12 protein-coding genes and 1 tRNA gene are annotated in these 14,076 nt (G+C 71.3%); 5 read left to right on the top strand and 8 right to left on the bottom strand.

What is annotated here, in order from left to right; genetic code table 11:
* Nucleotides 1–118: 118 nt before the first annotated feature.
* A complete protein-coding gene (gene ligA, locus ACIPV1_RS10720) occupies nucleotides 119–2,452 on the bottom strand; it encodes an NAD-dependent DNA ligase LigA (protein WP_402726338.1) in 2,334 nt (777 codons plus the stop codon).
* A gap of 66 nt (nucleotides 2,453–2,518) precedes the next feature.
* Nucleotides 2,519–3,625 carry a tRNA 2-thiouridine(34) synthase MnmA gene (gene mnmA / locus ACIPV1_RS10715; protein ID WP_402726337.1) on the bottom strand — a complete coding sequence of 369 codons (1,107 nt, stop codon included), beginning with the start codon at nucleotides 3,623–3,625 and terminating at the stop codon, nucleotides 2,519–2,521.
* Between the two features lie 56 nt (nucleotides 3,626–3,681).
* Between mnmA and ACIPV1_RS10710 the strand changes: the two genes are divergently transcribed.
* From ACIPV1_RS10710 to ACIPV1_RS10700, 3 genes are all read left to right on the top strand, one after another.
* The gene (locus tag ACIPV1_RS10710; RefSeq protein ID WP_123294070.1) at nucleotides 3,682–4,974 is read left to right on the top strand and encodes an MFS transporter; all 1,293 of its coding nucleotides are present in this window, start codon (nucleotides 3,682–3,684) and stop codon (nucleotides 4,972–4,974) included.
* A gap of 170 nt (nucleotides 4,975–5,144) precedes the next feature.
* Nucleotides 5,145–5,225: transfer RNA gene (locus tag ACIPV1_RS10705), tRNA-Leu, on the top strand.
* Between the two features lie 118 nt (nucleotides 5,226–5,343).
* Nucleotides 5,344–6,045 carry a DedA family protein gene (locus ACIPV1_RS10700; protein WP_205464149.1) on the top strand — a complete coding sequence of 234 codons (702 nt, stop codon included), beginning with the start codon at nucleotides 5,344–5,346 and terminating at the stop codon, nucleotides 6,043–6,045.
* A gap of 70 nt (nucleotides 6,046–6,115) precedes the next feature.
* Here the strand turns inward: ACIPV1_RS10700 and rdgB are convergent, their stop codons facing one another.
* The 3 genes from rdgB to murI form a co-directional block, all read right to left on the bottom strand.
* The gene (gene rdgB, locus ACIPV1_RS10695) at nucleotides 6,116–6,706 is read right to left on the bottom strand and encodes an RdgB/HAM1 family non-canonical purine NTP pyrophosphatase (protein ID WP_111085014.1); all 591 of its coding nucleotides are present in this window, start codon (nucleotides 6,704–6,706) and stop codon (nucleotides 6,116–6,118) included.
* Entirely contained in the window at nucleotides 6,703–7,434 is a 732-nt protein-coding gene (gene rph / locus ACIPV1_RS10690) for a ribonuclease PH (protein WP_111085013.1), read from the bottom strand. The genes rdgB and rph overlap by 4 nt, the downstream gene beginning before the upstream one ends.
* A 74-nt stretch (nucleotides 7,435–7,508) precedes the next feature.
* On the bottom strand, nucleotides 7,509–8,348 hold the full coding sequence (murI, locus tag ACIPV1_RS10685) for a glutamate racemase (protein WP_123938935.1): 840 nt from the start codon (nucleotides 8,346–8,348) through the stop codon (nucleotides 7,509–7,511).
* Between the two features lie 155 nt (nucleotides 8,349–8,503).
* Here murI and ACIPV1_RS10680 point away from each other — a divergent pair, with 155 nt between their 5' ends.
* Nucleotides 8,504–9,754, top strand: coding sequence for a nicotinate phosphoribosyltransferase (locus ACIPV1_RS10680; RefSeq protein WP_402726466.1), 1,251 nt, complete (start codon nucleotides 8,504–8,506; stop codon nucleotides 9,752–9,754).
* A gap of 99 nt (nucleotides 9,755–9,853) precedes the next feature.
* Here ACIPV1_RS10680 and ACIPV1_RS10675 read toward each other — a convergent pair whose 3' ends face one another.
* From ACIPV1_RS10675 to ACIPV1_RS10665, 3 genes are all read right to left on the bottom strand, one after another.
* On the bottom strand, nucleotides 9,854–10,114 hold the full coding sequence (locus tag ACIPV1_RS10675) for a DUF3039 domain-containing protein (protein ID WP_111033217.1): 261 nt from the start codon (nucleotides 10,112–10,114) through the stop codon (nucleotides 9,854–9,856).
* A gap of 61 nt (nucleotides 10,115–10,175) precedes the next feature.
* On the bottom strand, nucleotides 10,176–11,747 hold the full coding sequence (locus ACIPV1_RS10670) for an ABC transporter permease (protein WP_402726336.1): 1,572 nt from the start codon (nucleotides 11,745–11,747) through the stop codon (nucleotides 10,176–10,178).
* Nucleotides 11,723–13,072, bottom strand: coding sequence for an ABC transporter ATP-binding protein (locus tag ACIPV1_RS10665; RefSeq protein WP_260155049.1), 1,350 nt, complete (start codon nucleotides 13,070–13,072; stop codon nucleotides 11,723–11,725). Before ACIPV1_RS10665 ends, ACIPV1_RS10670 begins: the two co-directional genes overlap by 25 nt.
* A 297-nt stretch (nucleotides 13,073–13,369) precedes the next feature.
* On the opposite strand from ACIPV1_RS10665, the gene ACIPV1_RS10660 reads away from it, so the two are divergent.
* The gene (locus ACIPV1_RS10660) at nucleotides 13,370–14,065 is read left to right on the top strand and encodes an NTP transferase domain-containing protein (protein WP_111085011.1); all 696 of its coding nucleotides are present in this window, start codon (nucleotides 13,370–13,372) and stop codon (nucleotides 14,063–14,065) included.
* Nucleotides 14,066–14,076 lie beyond the last annotated feature (11 nt).

Here is a 14,076-nt window from a genome sequence, read left to right as displayed (position 1 = left end):
GTGTAAGGAGAATGCCCGAGGATCGGTCATGCGCGATGCAACTTGTCCCCCGAACTGGGTGCGTCGCACGGCGCGCCGCAGTGTGCGGCCACATCGCGGTCGTGCTCGTCGCCCCGGCTCACCCCTCGGGCGCGGGGACCTCCGGCTCGGGGAGCGCGCTCGGCCCCTCGGTCACGAGCAGGTGGAACTGCTCGGCGTCGATGATCCGGAGCCCCAGCTGCTCGGCCTTCGTGAGCTTCGACCCGGCCCCGGGACCCGCGGCCACGAAGTCGGTCTTCTTGCTGACGCTCGACGCCGCCTTGCCGCCGGCGGTGATGATCGCCTCGAGCGCGCCCTCTCGCGTGTACCCCTCGAGGGACCCGGTCGCCACGACCGTGACGCCGCTCAGGACACCGCCCTCGATCGCCGCGCCCCCGGGGCCGGGGTGGTCCGGCGTGTTGAACTGCACGCCCGCCGTCGTCCAGCGGTCGATGATGTCGCGGTGCCAGTCGACCTCGAACCACGCGAGCAGGGCGTCGGCGATGATCCCGCCGACCCCGTCGACCGCCGCGAGTTCCTCGCGCGAGGCGCTGCGGATCCGGTCGAGCGACCCGAAGTGGTTCGCGAGCGCCCGCGCCGCGACCGGTCCGACGTGGCGGATGCTCAGCCCCACCATGATGCGCCAGAGCGGTTTCGTCTTCGCTGCGTCGATGTTCGCGAGCATCTCGAACGCGTTCTTCGACGGGAAGCGGCTCGGCTCGCCGGTGTAGTCGGCCCCGCGTGCTTCGGGGTCGAACGGCGGGTCGGTCTTCTTGCGCGCGCGGCTGAACGGGGTCACGCGCTTCGGGGCACCGGCGTCGTCGACCTTCTCCATGCCGGTCTCGGCGTCGCGGACGATCACCTCGATCGGGACGATGTCCTGCATCGTCAGGTCGAACAGCCCGGCCTCGGTCACGACCGGTGGGGTGTCCGGGTGCAGCGGCTGCGTGAGCGCTGCGGCTGCGACCTCGCCGAGACCCTCGATGTCGAGGGAACCGCGCGATGCGATGTGCTCGACACGACCGCGGACCTGCGCGGGGCAGCTCTTCGCGTTCGGGCAGCGGAGGTCGATGTCGCCTTCCTTCGCGGGGGCGAGCTCGGTGCCGCACTCCGGGCAGTGCGTCGGCATCACGAACTCGCGCTCCGTGCCGTCGCGCAGGTCGACGACCGGCCCCAGGACCTCGGGGATGACGTCGCCGGCCTTCCGCAGCACGACGGTGTCGCCGATCAGGACGCCCTTCGCCTTGACCACCTGCTGGTTGTGCAGGGTGGCCTGGCGGACGACCGACCCGGCGACCTCGGCCGGGGCCATCACCGCGAACGGGGTCGCACGCCCGGTCCGCCCGACGCTGACGACGATGTCGACGAGCTTGGTGTGGACTTCTTCCGGCGGGTACTTGTACGCGATCGCCCACCGGGGTGCACGAGACGTCGAGCCGAGTTCTTCGTGCAGGGCGAGGTCGTCGACCTTGATGACGACGCCGTCGATCTGGTGCTCGACCGAGGCACGGCGGTCGCCCGTGGAGCGGACGAAGGCGTTCACCTCGTCGATGGTGTCGAAGACCCGGTAGTGGCTGCTCGTCGGCAGGCCCCAGGTCTCGAGCAGCTCGTAGACCTCGGACTGCGAGCGGACGTCGGTCTCCTGCTCGAGTTCGCGCACGGGCCATGCGCCGATGCCGTGCACGAGCATCCGCAACCGCCGGAGCCGGTCGACCATGAGCGCGCGCTTCGCCTCGGACTTGCCCTCTTCCTTCTGGCGGAGGGACCCGGCGGCGGCGTTGCGCGGGTTGGCGAAGACCCGCTCCCCCGCCTCGCGCTGGTTCGCGTTGAGCTCGTCGAACTCGGCGACCGGGAAGAAGATCTCGCCGCGGACCTCGACCAGGGGCGGGTGGCCCGTCCCCGCCAGCCGGTCCGGGATCGTGCCCATCGTCCGGACGTTGCCGGTGACGTCCTCGCCCACGACACCGTCACCTCGGGTCGCCGCTGACAACAGGCGGCCGTGCTCGTAGCGCAGGTTGATCGCGAGGCCGTCGATCTTCAGCTCGGTCAGGAACCGGACCCGCTCGGCGCCGGCGTCGCGCTGCACCTTGACGGCCCACTCGGTGAGCTCGTCCGGGCTGAACACGTTGTCGAGCGACAGCATCCGCTCGGCGTGCTCGACCGGCGCGAACTGCGTCGTCTGCGCCTGGCCGCCGACGGTCTGGGTCGGGCTGTCCTCGGTCAGGAGCTCCGGGAACCGCTGCTCGATCGCGTCGAGCCGGCGGACCAGCACGTCGTAGTCGGCATCGGCTTCCGGTGAGCCGTTGTCGCCCTGGTAGTACGCCTGTCGCAGCTCGTTGATGCGGGCCCGCAGCCGGTCGACCTCGCGCCCGGCCTGGGCGGCGTCGAGCCCGTCGGGGTCGATGGTCTCGAACGTGGCGTCGGTCTCGCTCATGTCATCAGTTCTACCGTGTGCCACCGACGGCGCGTGCAGCGGACCCACCGCCCGGGAGCGGCGGTCTCAGGCGTCGACGGGGACGGCGCTGACGGTGTTGTCGATCGTGCACTGTCCGAGCACCCGGGTGCCGACGTAGACCACGGCCGTCTGCCCGGGGGCGACCCCGTGCAGCGGCTCGTCGACGTCGATCACGAGCACGTCGTCCTGCACCCGCGCGGTCGCCGGCACCGGGTCGGCGTGCGCCCGGATCTGCACGTCGCACGCGAACGGCGTCTGCGGGTCGGCGGGTGCGGTGCCGGCCCACGTGAAGCGGGAGCCCGACATCGACGACACGGCCAGTGCCTCCTTCGGGCCGACCACGACGGTGTTGTCCTTCGGGCGGATCTCGAGCACGAACCGGGGCTTGCCGTCGGCGGCGGGGCGCCCGAGCGACAGTCCGCGGCGCTGCCCGACCGTGTAGCCGTGCGCGCCGTCGTGGGAACCGACGACGGTGCCGTCGCGCTCGACGACGTCACCGGTCTCGCTGCCGACACGGTCGGCGAGCCAGCCGCGGGTGTCGCCGTCGGGGATGAAGCAGATGTCGTAGGAGTCGGGCTTCTGGGCGACGGTCAGCCCACGCTGGGCGGCCTCGGCCCGGACCTCGTCCTTCGACGGGGTCGCCCCGAGCGGGAACATCGCGTGCTGCAGCTGCTCGGCGGTCAGGACCCCGAGCACGTAGGACTGGTCCTTCGCCCACGCTGCCGATCGGTGGAGTTCGCGGGAGCCGTCCGGGCCGGTGACGATCGAGGCGTAGTGCCCGGTCGCGACGGCGTCGAAGCCCAGGGCCAGCGCCTTCTCGAGCAGCGCCGCGAACTTGATCCGCTCGTTGCACCGCATGCAGGGGTTCGGGGTGCGGCCGGCCTGGTACTCGGCGACGAAGTCGTCGACGACGTCCTCCTTGAACCGGGCCGAGAAGTCCCACACGTAGTAGGGGATGCCGAGGGCGGACGCGGCGCGCTGGGCGTCCATCGAGTCCTCGATCGTGCAGCACCCGCGACTGCCGGTGCGGAGCGTGCCCGGCATCCGGCTCAACGCCAGGTGCACGCCGACCACGTCGTGCCCGGCGTCGACCGCCCGGGCAGCAGCCACCGCCGAGTCGACCCCACCGCTCATCGCCGCCAGAACACGCATGCCTCCAGGGTAACCCGCCGACGAACCCGTACCGCTGGCGTACCGTTGGTCGAGCGATGGCCACGACGGGGAACGACTCATTCGACTTCCGGTCCGTCCTGTTGTCCGGGTTCCTGCCCGCGGCACTGTTCGCCATCGGCGAGGGCGCGATCATCCCGATCATCCCGATCGCCGCGGACTCCCTCGGCGCGACCCTGGCGTTCGCGGGCTTCGTCGCGTCGCTCATCCTGGTCGGCGAACTCATCGGCGACGTGCCGTCCGGCATCGTCGTCGCGCGGATCGGCGAGCGGAACGCGATGATCGGCGCTGCCCTGGTGTCGGTCGGCGGCCTCGTCGTCTGCACGACCGCGGCGAACGCGTGGGTGCTCGCGCTCGGGGTGTTCCTGGTCGGCGTCTCGACCGCGGTGTTCGCCCTGGCACGGCACGCCTACATGACCACCGCGATCCCCGTCCGCATCCGAGCCCGGGCGCTGTCGAGCCTCGGCGGGGTGTTCCGCTTCGGGTACTTCGTCGGACCGTTCCTCGCCGCCGGCGTGATCCACCTGACCGGCACCACCGCGAGCGCCTTCTGGATCCACGTCGTGTGCTGCCTGGCGGCGGCGACAGTGCTCCTGGTGCTGCGCGACCCGGCGACGGGCGCACGCGGTCTGCGGTTGCCGCCACGGGCCTCCCGGTCGGGGTCGGACGCGACCGGCGTGACCGAGCCGTCCACCGACACCGGAGCGGTCTTCGTCGGCAAGGAGGCGCACGGCCTCTTCCGCACCCTGCGCACGAACCGGGCCGTGCTGCTGCGGCTCGGTAGCGGCGCCGCGCTCATCGGCGCGATGCGTGCCGGACGCCAGGTGATCCTGCCGCTGTGGGCGGTCAGTGTCGGGCTGAACGACTCGACGGCCGCTCTGATCATCGGCATCGCCGGTGCCGTCGACTTCGCGCTGTTCTACACGAGCGGCCAGATCATGGACCGTTGGGGGCGGTTGGCGAGCGCACTCCCCTGCATGCTCGGGCTGAGCATCAGCTACTTCCTGCTCGCCTGGAGCGGGCACCTCGACGCGCGGGTCGGCTGGTTCGTGGGGATCGCGATGGGGATGTCGCTCGCCAACGGCGTCGGCTCCGGCATCCTCATGACGCTCGGCGCCGACCTCGCCCCGCGCGACGACCCGGCGCCGTTCCTCGGGGCCTGGCGCTTCACCGGCGACTTCGGGTCCGCTGCTGCGCCGCTCGTGATCTCCGGGGTGACGGCCGTCGCGACGATCGCGGTTGCCAGCGGCGTGATGGGCGTGCTGGGCCTGATCGGTGCCGGAGTGCTGCTGCGGTACGTGCCGCGGTACCTGCCGCGCCAGCTGCGCTGACGCGCGCTGCGCGCAGCCGTTTCCCACGACTCGGTGCGAGGTTGCCCACTCGGTGCGCGCTTTCTGCCCCGCACGGAGTGATCAACCTCGCACCACCGACGTCCACCGACGTCCGCCGACGTCCGCCGACGTCGGCCGACCAGCGCGCGCTCGGTATACTGCCGCTGCTCGCGGGAGTGGTGGAATCGGTAGACACGCAGGATTTAGGTTCCTGTGCCCCAGGCGTGAGGGTTCGAGTCCCTCCTTCCGCACCGACCGTTGCGTGCTCGCGCATCTCATACCACCGAGGGACGCTCCGGTCACGCGCGGACGGTACCCTCGTCGTGCGGGTGACCCTCCCGTCACCGCATCTGCACGACCGGAAGAGACATGCACTCCGTCGCACTCGCCCTGATCCCATGGCTGGATCCGCAGTACATCCTCGACCACTTCGGGGCGGTCGCAGTGCTCGTCGTCTGTGCGATCGTCTTCGCCGAGACCGGTCTGCTGATCGGCTTCATCTTCCCGGGCGACAGCCTGCTCGTCATCACCGGCCTGTTCGCGTTCGACCGCGGCGGCGAGATCGGCGGCATCCCGATCTGGGTCGCTGCCCTGATGATCGGCGCCGCGGCGTTCCTCGGCGGAGAGCTCGGGTACTACATCGGCAAGAAGGCCGGTCCGCCGATCTTCGAGCGCAAGGAGAGCGGTCTGTTCTCCAAGGCGAACGTCGAGCGGACCAACGCGTTCTTCCACCGGTTCGGTCCGCTCGCGGTGATCCTGGCGCGCTTCGTGCCGGTCGTCCGCACCTTCGCGCCGATCGCCGCCGGCGTCGGCCGCATGGACTACAAGAAGTACTCGCTCTACAACGCGATCGGCGCCGTCGTCTGGGGCGTCGGCGTGACGTTCCTCGGGTACTTCATCGGGCACATCCCGTTCGTCGCCCACATCGTGCGCGAGTACATCGACATCATCCTGCTGGCCGCGGTCGTCGTGACCGTCGTGCCGATGGCGCTGACCTACATCCGGAACGCCCGCAAGGCGAAGAAGCACGAGCACCAGGCCGAGTCGACGGCCGTCGACCCGCAGCTGTAGCTGTCGCCGGACCGGACGCGACAGGCCTACACCGTTCGGTGTGGGCCTGTCCTCGTCGCGGGTGGGCGGTTCAGAGCCCGAAGTGCTCCCGCACGACCGGCGCGATGCCCCGGAACGCCTTGCTGCGGTGCGACAGGGCGTTCTTCTCGTCGCGGGTGAGCTCGGCCGACGACCGGTCGGCGTCGTCGGGCCGGAACACCGGGTCGTAGCCGTGTCCGCCGTCGCCGACCGGCGCGGTCAGCACCTCGCCGTTCCACACCGCCTCGACCACGTGCTCGAACCCGTCGGGCGTGACGAACGCGGCCGCGCACACGAAGGCGGCGGTGCGCTCCACGACGCCGTCGAGGTTCTGCAGCAGCAGCGCGATGTTGTCGGCGTCCGACCGGGTGCCCGCGTACCGCGCCGAGTGGATGCCCGGGGCGCCGTCGAGCGCGTCGACCGCGATGCCGGAGTCGTCGGCGAGCGCCGGCAGTCCGGTGTGGGCGACCGCGGCACGGGCCTTGATCAGCGCGTTCGCGGCGTAGGTGTCGCCGTCCTCGACCGGCTCGGGGCCGTCGTAGCCGACCAGCTCGACACCCTCGCCCAGCGCCGACCCGAGGATCTCGCGCAGTTCCACGACCTTGCCCTGGTTGTGGGTGGCCAGGACGACGGTGCCGCTCACGCCAGCCCCAGCACGGTCTTCTGGATCGCCGCGAGCGACTGGTTGCCGGCCAGGCCCAGGTCGAGCAGGACGTTCAGCTCGTCGCGGTCGAACGGCGCGTGCTCGGCGGTCCCCTGCACCTCGATGAACTTGCCCGACCCGGTCGTGACGATGTTCATGTCGGTGTCGGCGGCGGAGTCCTCGGTGTACGCCAGGTCGAGCATCGGCTCGCCCGTGACGATGCCGACCGAGATCGCCTGCACGCTGTCGGTGAGCGGGGTGGCCTTCTTGCCGATGAAGCCCTTGCCGCGGCCCCACTCGATCGCGTCGACCATCGCCACGTAGGCGCCCGTGATCGACGCCGTGCGGGTGCCGCCGTCGGCCTGCAGCACGTCGCAGTCGATGACCAGGGTGTTCTCGCCGAGGGCCTTCGTGTCGACCACGGCGCGGAGCGAACGTCCGATCAGCCGGGAGATCTCGTGGGTGCGGCCGCCGACCTTGCCCTTGATCGACTCGCGCTGCATGCGCTCGTTCGTCGACCGCGGCAGCATCGAGTACTCGGCGGTGACCCAGCCGGTGCCCTTGCCGGCGAGCCAGCGGGGCACACCGTTCGTGAACGAGGCGGTGCAGAGCACCTTGGTGTTGCCGAACGAGATCAGCGCGCTGCCCTCGGCCTGCGTGCTCCACCCCCGCTCGATGGTGACGGGACGGTGTTCCTCGGCCTGGCGGCCGTCGATGCGGGTGGTCATGGTGTCCTTTCGGTCCGGCCTGGAGGCGCGGTGCGGGTCGTCGGGGCGGGCGGCGGCTGGCGGCTGGTCGCCGCTCAGGCCCGCCCACGGGGCAGCGTGATGGCGCCGGTCTCGAGGTGGCCGACGCGGACGATCTCGGGGCCGAGGAACCGGCGGGCGAGCCGCAGGAACCCGTCCTCGTCGTCGCCGGTCGACTCGAACGAGTACGTCGGGGCGGTGGTGGAGGTGCGTTCGAGGCCGTGCTCGACGAGCCGGCGGTACACGTCGTTGGCGGTCTCCTCGGCACTCGACACCAGGGTGACGTCCGGGCCCATCACGTACTGGATGGCGGCGGACATCAGCGGGTAGTGGGTGCAGCCGAGCACGAGGGTGTCGACGTCGGCGGCGCGGATCGGGTCGAGGTAGCCGGCGGCGACCTCGCGCAGCTCCGGTGACGAGGTGTCCCCCGCCTCGACGAACTCGACGAACCGCGGGCACGCCGCCAGGGTCAGGCTGACGTCGGAGGCCACCGCGAAGGCGTCCTCGTAGGCGCGCGAGGTGATGGTGCCGACCGTGCCGATGACGCCGATGCGCCCGGTCCGGGTCTGCTTCACGGCGGCGCGGGCGGCGGGCTGGATGACCTCGACCACCGGGATGCCGTACGCCTGCTCGTACCGTTCGCGGGCGTCGCGGAGCACGGCCGACGACGCCGTGTTGCAGGCGATGACGAGGGCCTTGACGCCGAGTTCGACCAGGTCGTCCATGACCTCGAGCGCGTAGCGGCGGACGTCGGCGATGGGCTTCGGGCCGTACGGCGAGTGCACGGTGTCCCCGACGTACCGGATGCTCTCGCGCGGCAGTTGGTCGATGATCGCGCGGGCCACCGTGAGCCCGCCGACCCCGCTGTCGAAGACTCCGATCGGTGCATCCGTCACGGTGACCAGCGTACCGACGCGCGCTGCGGACGTCGGGACCGACCGCCTGCGCGCCGCGGGCCGCACGCCCGAGGCGATCCGGGCCTCCCGGAGGTCACGACACTAGTGTCGACAGCGTGACCAGCGCGCTCCTGACGGACCAGTACGAACTCACCATGGTCGACGCGGCCCTGAAGGACGGCACCGCCCACCGGCGCTGCGTCTTCGAGGTGTTCGCCCGGCGACTCCCCGACGGTCGTCGCTACGGCGTCGCGGCCGGCCTCGGCCGGTTCCTGACCGCCCTCGGCGACTTCCGCTTCGGCGACGACGAGATCGGGTTCCTGCGCGACCGCGGGGTCATCGACGAGGGCACCGCAGCCTTCCTCGCCGACTACCGGTTCACCGGGGACGTCCGGGCGTACCGCGAGGGCGAGGTGTACTTCCCCAACTCCCCGATCCTGCAGGTCGAGGGCACGTTCGCCGAGGCCGTCGTGCTCGAGACGCTCGCCCTGTCGGTCTTCAACGCCGACTCCGCCATCGCCTCGGCCGCCGCGCGCATGGTCTCCGCCGCCGACGGGCGTCCGCTCGCCGAGATGGGCTCCCGCCGCACCGGCGAGTGGAACGCCGTCGCCGCAGCACGGGCCGCGTACATCGCCGGGTTCGGCGCGACGAGCAACCTCGAGGCCGGCCGCACCTGGGGCATCCCGACGATGGGCACCGCGGCGCACGCGTTCACCCTGCTGCACGACTCCGAGGAAGCGGCGTTCCGGTCGCAGCTCGACGCCCTCGGCAACGGCACGACGCTGCTCGTCGACACCTACGACATCGAGCAGGCCGTCGAGACCGCCGTCCGGCTGACCGACGGCAAGCTCGGCGGTGTCCGCATCGACAGCGGAGACCTGCCCTCGGTCGTCGCGGCCGTCCGGGCGCAGCTCGACCGGCTCGGCGCGACCGACACCAAGATCACGGTCACGAACGACCTGGACGAGTACACGATCGCGGCCCTCCGTGCGGCCCCGGTCGACTCGTACGGCGTCGGCACCTCGGTCGTCTCCGGCTCGGGGCACCCGGCCGCCGGCATGGTCTTCAAGCTCGTGGCGCACCAGTCCGCCGACGGCGACGACTGGGTCGCCGTGGCGAAGAAGTCGGCGGACAAGGCCTCGATCGGCGGGCGCAAGGAAGCCGGCCGACGCCTGCGCAACGGTGTCGCCACGGCCGAGGTCGTGCTCACCGCCGGACAGGTCGGCCCCGACGAGCGCCCGCTGCTCGTGCCCGTGGTCACCGGCGGCGAGGTCGATCCGGCGTTCCTCGGAGCACAGGGTGTCGAGGCCGCGCGGGCGCACCACAAGCGGGCGAAGGCCGAGCTGCCGGCGGACGCCGCGCGCATCGGTCGCGGCGACCCCGCGATCCCCACCCTGGTGATCTGAGCGCGCCGCTGCGCGCCGCTGCGCATCGCTTGGTGAGCAGAAATGGTCGGGTCCCCGAAGGCGACCCGACCATTTCTGCTCACGATGCGCAGGCTGCGTCTACTCGGACTTCATCTTCTCGTAGATCGCCTTGCAGTCCGGGCACACCGGGAACTTCTCCGGGTCGCGGCCCGGGATCCACTTCTTGCCGCACAGCGCCTTGACCGGCTTGCCGGACAGGGCGGACTGCAGGATCTTGTCCTTCTTGACGTAGTGCGAGAACCGCTCGTGGTCGCCGGGTTCGATCGCTTCGTCTTCGAGGAGCTTCTCGAGCTCCCGGTCCATCACGTCGAGGCCGCCGCCCGGTTCCGTCATGCTCATGGGTCCAGGGTACGACGGTCTGCGCACGTTGGTCTGCGCACCTTGCGCTCGTTCCGGAACGCTAGTTGCGCTGCGCCGCTGCCAGCAGGTCCGGGCCGCGCCGGTCGAACAGCCGCCCGCCCGCGAAGATCCCGATGACGAGCACGACCACGCCGATCCCGATGCCCACCGCGAGCGTCAGCATCGACCACGGCTCAGCGCCGCGGACGAAGGCCAGCACCGCGAGCCACGCCGCCGGGACGGTGCAGACCACGATGCCGATCACCATCATCGACTGCGCGACCGTCGCCGTCACACCCGCGGCCTGCGGCTGCTGGAACGGGTGGTCCCCCGGCCGCACGGTCGGGTAGGGCAGCAGGACGGACACGACGCTCGACAGCCCGAGTCCGGACAGCAGGGCGCTGGCGCTCACGCCGATCAGCAGCGGGAACACCGTCCAGTCGTCGAACAACCAGGCGGACACCGCCGAGCCGGCCACGATCGCCGGCGCACCGACGACGAGCACAGGGACGACACGGCCGAGACGGTCGCTCCACCCGGGAGCCCCGGAGGCGACGTGCAACCACACCGCGGTGTTGTCGTACGAGACGTCGTTGTGCGGCAGGAACCCGGCGATCAGCGCCATGAGCGGCAACGGCACGAGCGCGGTCCAGTGCCACGGCACCCCGGCGACCCCGAGCGGGATGACGACGAGCGGGACGAACAGGATGATCAGGTACGAGGTGCGGTACCGCGGGTCGCGCACCCAGTAGGTCAGGGCGCGGGCGGCGACGGCGGCGACCGGTGTCGAGCCGAGCCGGTCGAACCAGCCGAGCCCCTGGTAGCGCCGGGTCCGGGTGCGACCGTCGACGGTGTCGAGCGCCCGACCGACGAGCGCCCACCACGCCCAGGTCAGCAGGGCGACGACGGCGATCGCGACGAGCAGCTTGAGGAACCCGGTGCCGACGTGGCCGCTGGCGACCTCGGCGGGCACGGCCCAGGCGGCACCCCACGGCGTCCACCCCGCGACGTCCGCGACGCGTTGCATCTCGGTGCCCTCGGGGTCGAGCCAGTCGACGCGGAGCAGCAGCGAGACCGCCGGGATCGCGAGCACGATGATCACGAGCGCGACGAGCCACCCGGCGTCGCGGGACCGGTGCGGACCGATCAGCCGCGAGCCGACGGTGCAGCACACGCGGACCAGGAGCGCGCAGGTGGCGATCGCGAGCAGGCCGCCGATCACCGCGAGCACACCGGTCCCGGCGTCACGCGCCCAGGCGATCGACTGGGCGACGGCCACGACGACGACCCCGATCACCGGGATACCGATCAGCCCGGCGACGACGAGGCCGATCGCGAGCCCGCGACGGCCGATGCCGAACACCGCGAAGCGCCGCGGGTCGAGCTGGTCGCTCCGTCCGACGACGAGCGGGACGACGGTGAACGCGAACGCGATGAGCGTGCCGACCGGCACGGTGACCGCGCGGGCCGTGTCGGGGTCGGCGGACCGCAGCGCGACCGTCTGCGTCGCGACGAACACGGCGGCGAGGAGCCCGACGAGGCTGCCGAGCACGACGAGCACGGACCGGCGGGCGCTGCCGCGGACCTCGCCCGCGAGCAGGTCGGCCCTCAGCCGGAGAAGCTGTGCAACCATTCCATGCTCTCTGCCACGACGCGGCCGCCCGCGAGTTCGACGAACTTGTCCTCGAGGCTCTTGCGACCGCGCACCTGGGCCATGGTCCCCGAGGCGAGGACCTTGCCGCCGACGATGATGGCGACGGAGTCGCAGGTGCGCTGCACGAGCTCCATGGAGTGGCTGGAGAGCACGACGGTGCCGCCACCGCGCGTGTAGCGGCGCAGGATGTCGGTGATGGTCGCAGCGCTCACGGGGTCGACCGACTCGAACGGTTCGTCGAGCACGAGGACCCGCGGAGAGTGGATGAGCGTGGCGGCCAGGGCGATCTTCTTCGCCATGCCCACCGAGTAGTCGGCGACCTGGCGACCGAGCGCCTCGCCGAGCCCGAACGCCTCGGCCAGGTCGGTGCTGCGCTCGCGGGCCGTGGCACCGTCGAGACCGCGCAGGGTGGCCGAGTAGTAGAGCAGCTGCGCACCGGTGAGGCGGTCGAACAGCCGCAGGCGGTCCGGCAGCACGCCGAGGCTGCGCTTGGCGGCCGTGGGGTCGGCCCAGACGTCGTGGTCCAGGACCGTCACGGACCCGGCGTCGGGACGCAGCAGACCGGTGATCATCGACAGGGTGGTCGTCTTGCCGGCGCCGTTCGGGCCGACCACGCCGAAGATCGAGCCCTGGCGGATCTCGAGGTCGACCTCGTCGACGGCGAGGGTCTGCCCGTACCGCTTGACGAGGCCGTCGGCGGCGAGCACGACGGGCTGCAGCTTCTGCGGGGCCTTGGGCGCGGTGGCCCGGGGAGCACGCTTCTTCGCGGCGGAGCTCGTCGCGGCGTCCGCCTCCGGTGCGTCGGTGTCCGGTGCGCCCTGCGCTGCGTGCGCGGTCGCGTCCGTCGCGGACTTCGCGGACGTCGCGTCGCTCGACGCGGGGCCGGGAGGCACGGTGCCGGTCGTGCCGGCGGCCTTCGCCGGTCGCTTGGTGCGTTGCTTCGTGGTGCGCGCCTTGGCAGGTCGGGCGCCGGTGGTCGTCGTCGGGGCCGCTGCCGCGGCACGGGCCGCGGGACCGGGCGCTGCGGTGCCGGGCACTGCGTCCGACTGCGGCTCGGTGACCGGATCGGTGTCGGCGGCCGTGGTGTCGGCAGCCGTGGTCTCGTCGGTCATCTCGTCATCAACGGAGGCGTCGCGCGCATCCGGTTCCCCCATGTCGTCGTCGTCGGCGTCGTCCCCCGCCGCGGCGTCCACCCGGTCGGCGGCACGCTCGTCGGCGTCCTGCTCGTCGGTGTCACTCGCTTCGGTCATCCAAGCAGCGTCGGTCGTGGCGTACACGTCCTCGTTCTCTGCTCTGGCGGCCATCGCCCAACCGTACCAACGCTCTCCGGACAGCGGGGAACCGCCCGCTCCAGTGTCACGAAATGAGTACGAAGCGCGGCGGACCTACCCCTTGAGCGGGTGTTTCCGTATCATTCACCAGGGCACGAAGAAGTGTTCACCACTTGGAAACCTGCTCCGGCGGGCTCTCCGACACCGTGCAGCGGCCGCCCTCGTGGCCCGCGGCGTCCGGTTCTCGGCGAACTCGGACGTTCCGCGAGCAGACTCGACGAGGCCCGCCCGTGCCCCAGGGCGCGCGGGCGGACACCAGAAGGGACCAGCATGACCACGCAGATCGTGATCCTCGCAGCGGGGATGGGCAGCCGGCTCGGCCGCAGCCTGCCGAAGCCGCTCACGGAGCTCAGTGACGGCCGCACCATCATGCAGCAGCAGTTCGACAACATCCGCGCCGCGTTCGGTTCGAGCGCCCGCGTGACGATCGTCGTCGGCTACAAGTCGGAGCACATCGTCGAGGCCTTCCCCGACGCGTCCTTCGTCTACAACGAGTCCTACGACTCCACCAACACCTCGAAGAGCCTGCTGCGCGCCCTCAAGGCGACCGGCAAGAGCGGTGTCCTCTGGATGAACGGCGACGTGGTCTTCGACCCGATGGCGCTCGTCCGTGCGGCCGACATGATCGATGAGGACCACTCGTTCGTCAGCGTCAACACCGACAAGGTCTCCGACGAAGAGGTCAAGTACACCGTCGACGCCGAGGGCTTCATCCACAAGCTCTCGAAGCAGGTCGTCGGCGGGCTCGGCGAAGCCGTCGGCATCAACTACGTGTCGGCGAACGACAAGCAGGCCCTCATCCGCCAGCTCGGTCGCGTCGACGACCAGGAGTACTTCGAGGGCGGCATCGAGGCTGCCATCGCCGAGGACGGGCTACGCTGGTCCCCGATCGACATCTCCGACCTGTACGCGGTCGAGATCGACTTCGCCGAGGACCTCGAGCGCGCGAACAACCTGTTCGCCTGAACCTCCGTCAG

The sequence above is a fragment of the Curtobacterium sp. NPDC089991 genome (genome assembly GCF_044748425.1).
GTDB lineage: Bacteria > Actinomycetota > Actinomycetes > Actinomycetales > Microbacteriaceae > Curtobacterium.
The sequence above is the reverse complement of the archived record's forward strand: the minus strand, read 5'-3'. Positions and strand labels throughout refer to the sequence as shown.

Excerpts from the sequence above, each read along its gene's own strand:
- ligA (WP_402726338.1), bottom strand. The coding sequence starts at position 2,452 with ATGAGCGAGACCGACGCCACGTTCGAGACCATCGACCCCGACGGGCTC.
- mnmA (WP_402726337.1), bottom strand. The coding sequence starts at position 3,625 with ATGCGTGTTCTGGCGGCGATGAGCGGTGGGGTCGACTCGGCGGTGGCT.
- ACIPV1_RS10710 (WP_123294070.1), top strand. The coding sequence starts at position 3,682 with ATGGCCACGACGGGGAACGACTCATTCGACTTCCGGTCCGTCCTGTTG.
- ACIPV1_RS10700 (WP_205464149.1), top strand. The coding sequence starts at position 5,344 with ATGCACTCCGTCGCACTCGCCCTGATCCCATGGCTGGATCCGCAGTAC.
- rph (WP_111085013.1), bottom strand. The coding sequence starts at position 7,434 with ATGACCACCCGCATCGACGGCCGCCAGGCCGAGGAACACCGTCCCGTC.
- ACIPV1_RS10680 (WP_402726466.1), top strand. The coding sequence starts at position 8,504 with ATGGTCGACGCGGCCCTGAAGGACGGCACCGCCCACCGGCGCTGCGTC.
- ACIPV1_RS10675 (WP_111033217.1), bottom strand. The coding sequence starts at position 10,114 with ATGAGCATGACGGAACCGGGCGGCGGCCTCGACGTGATGGACCGGGAG.
- ACIPV1_RS10670 (WP_402726336.1), bottom strand. The coding sequence starts at position 11,747 with ATGGTTGCACAGCTTCTCCGGCTGAGGGCCGACCTGCTCGCGGGCGAG.
- ACIPV1_RS10665 (WP_260155049.1), bottom strand. The coding sequence starts at position 13,072 with ATGGCCGCCAGAGCAGAGAACGAGGACGTGTACGCCACGACCGACGCT.
- ACIPV1_RS10660 (WP_111085011.1), top strand. The coding sequence starts at position 13,370 with ATGACCACGCAGATCGTGATCCTCGCAGCGGGGATGGGCAGCCGGCTC.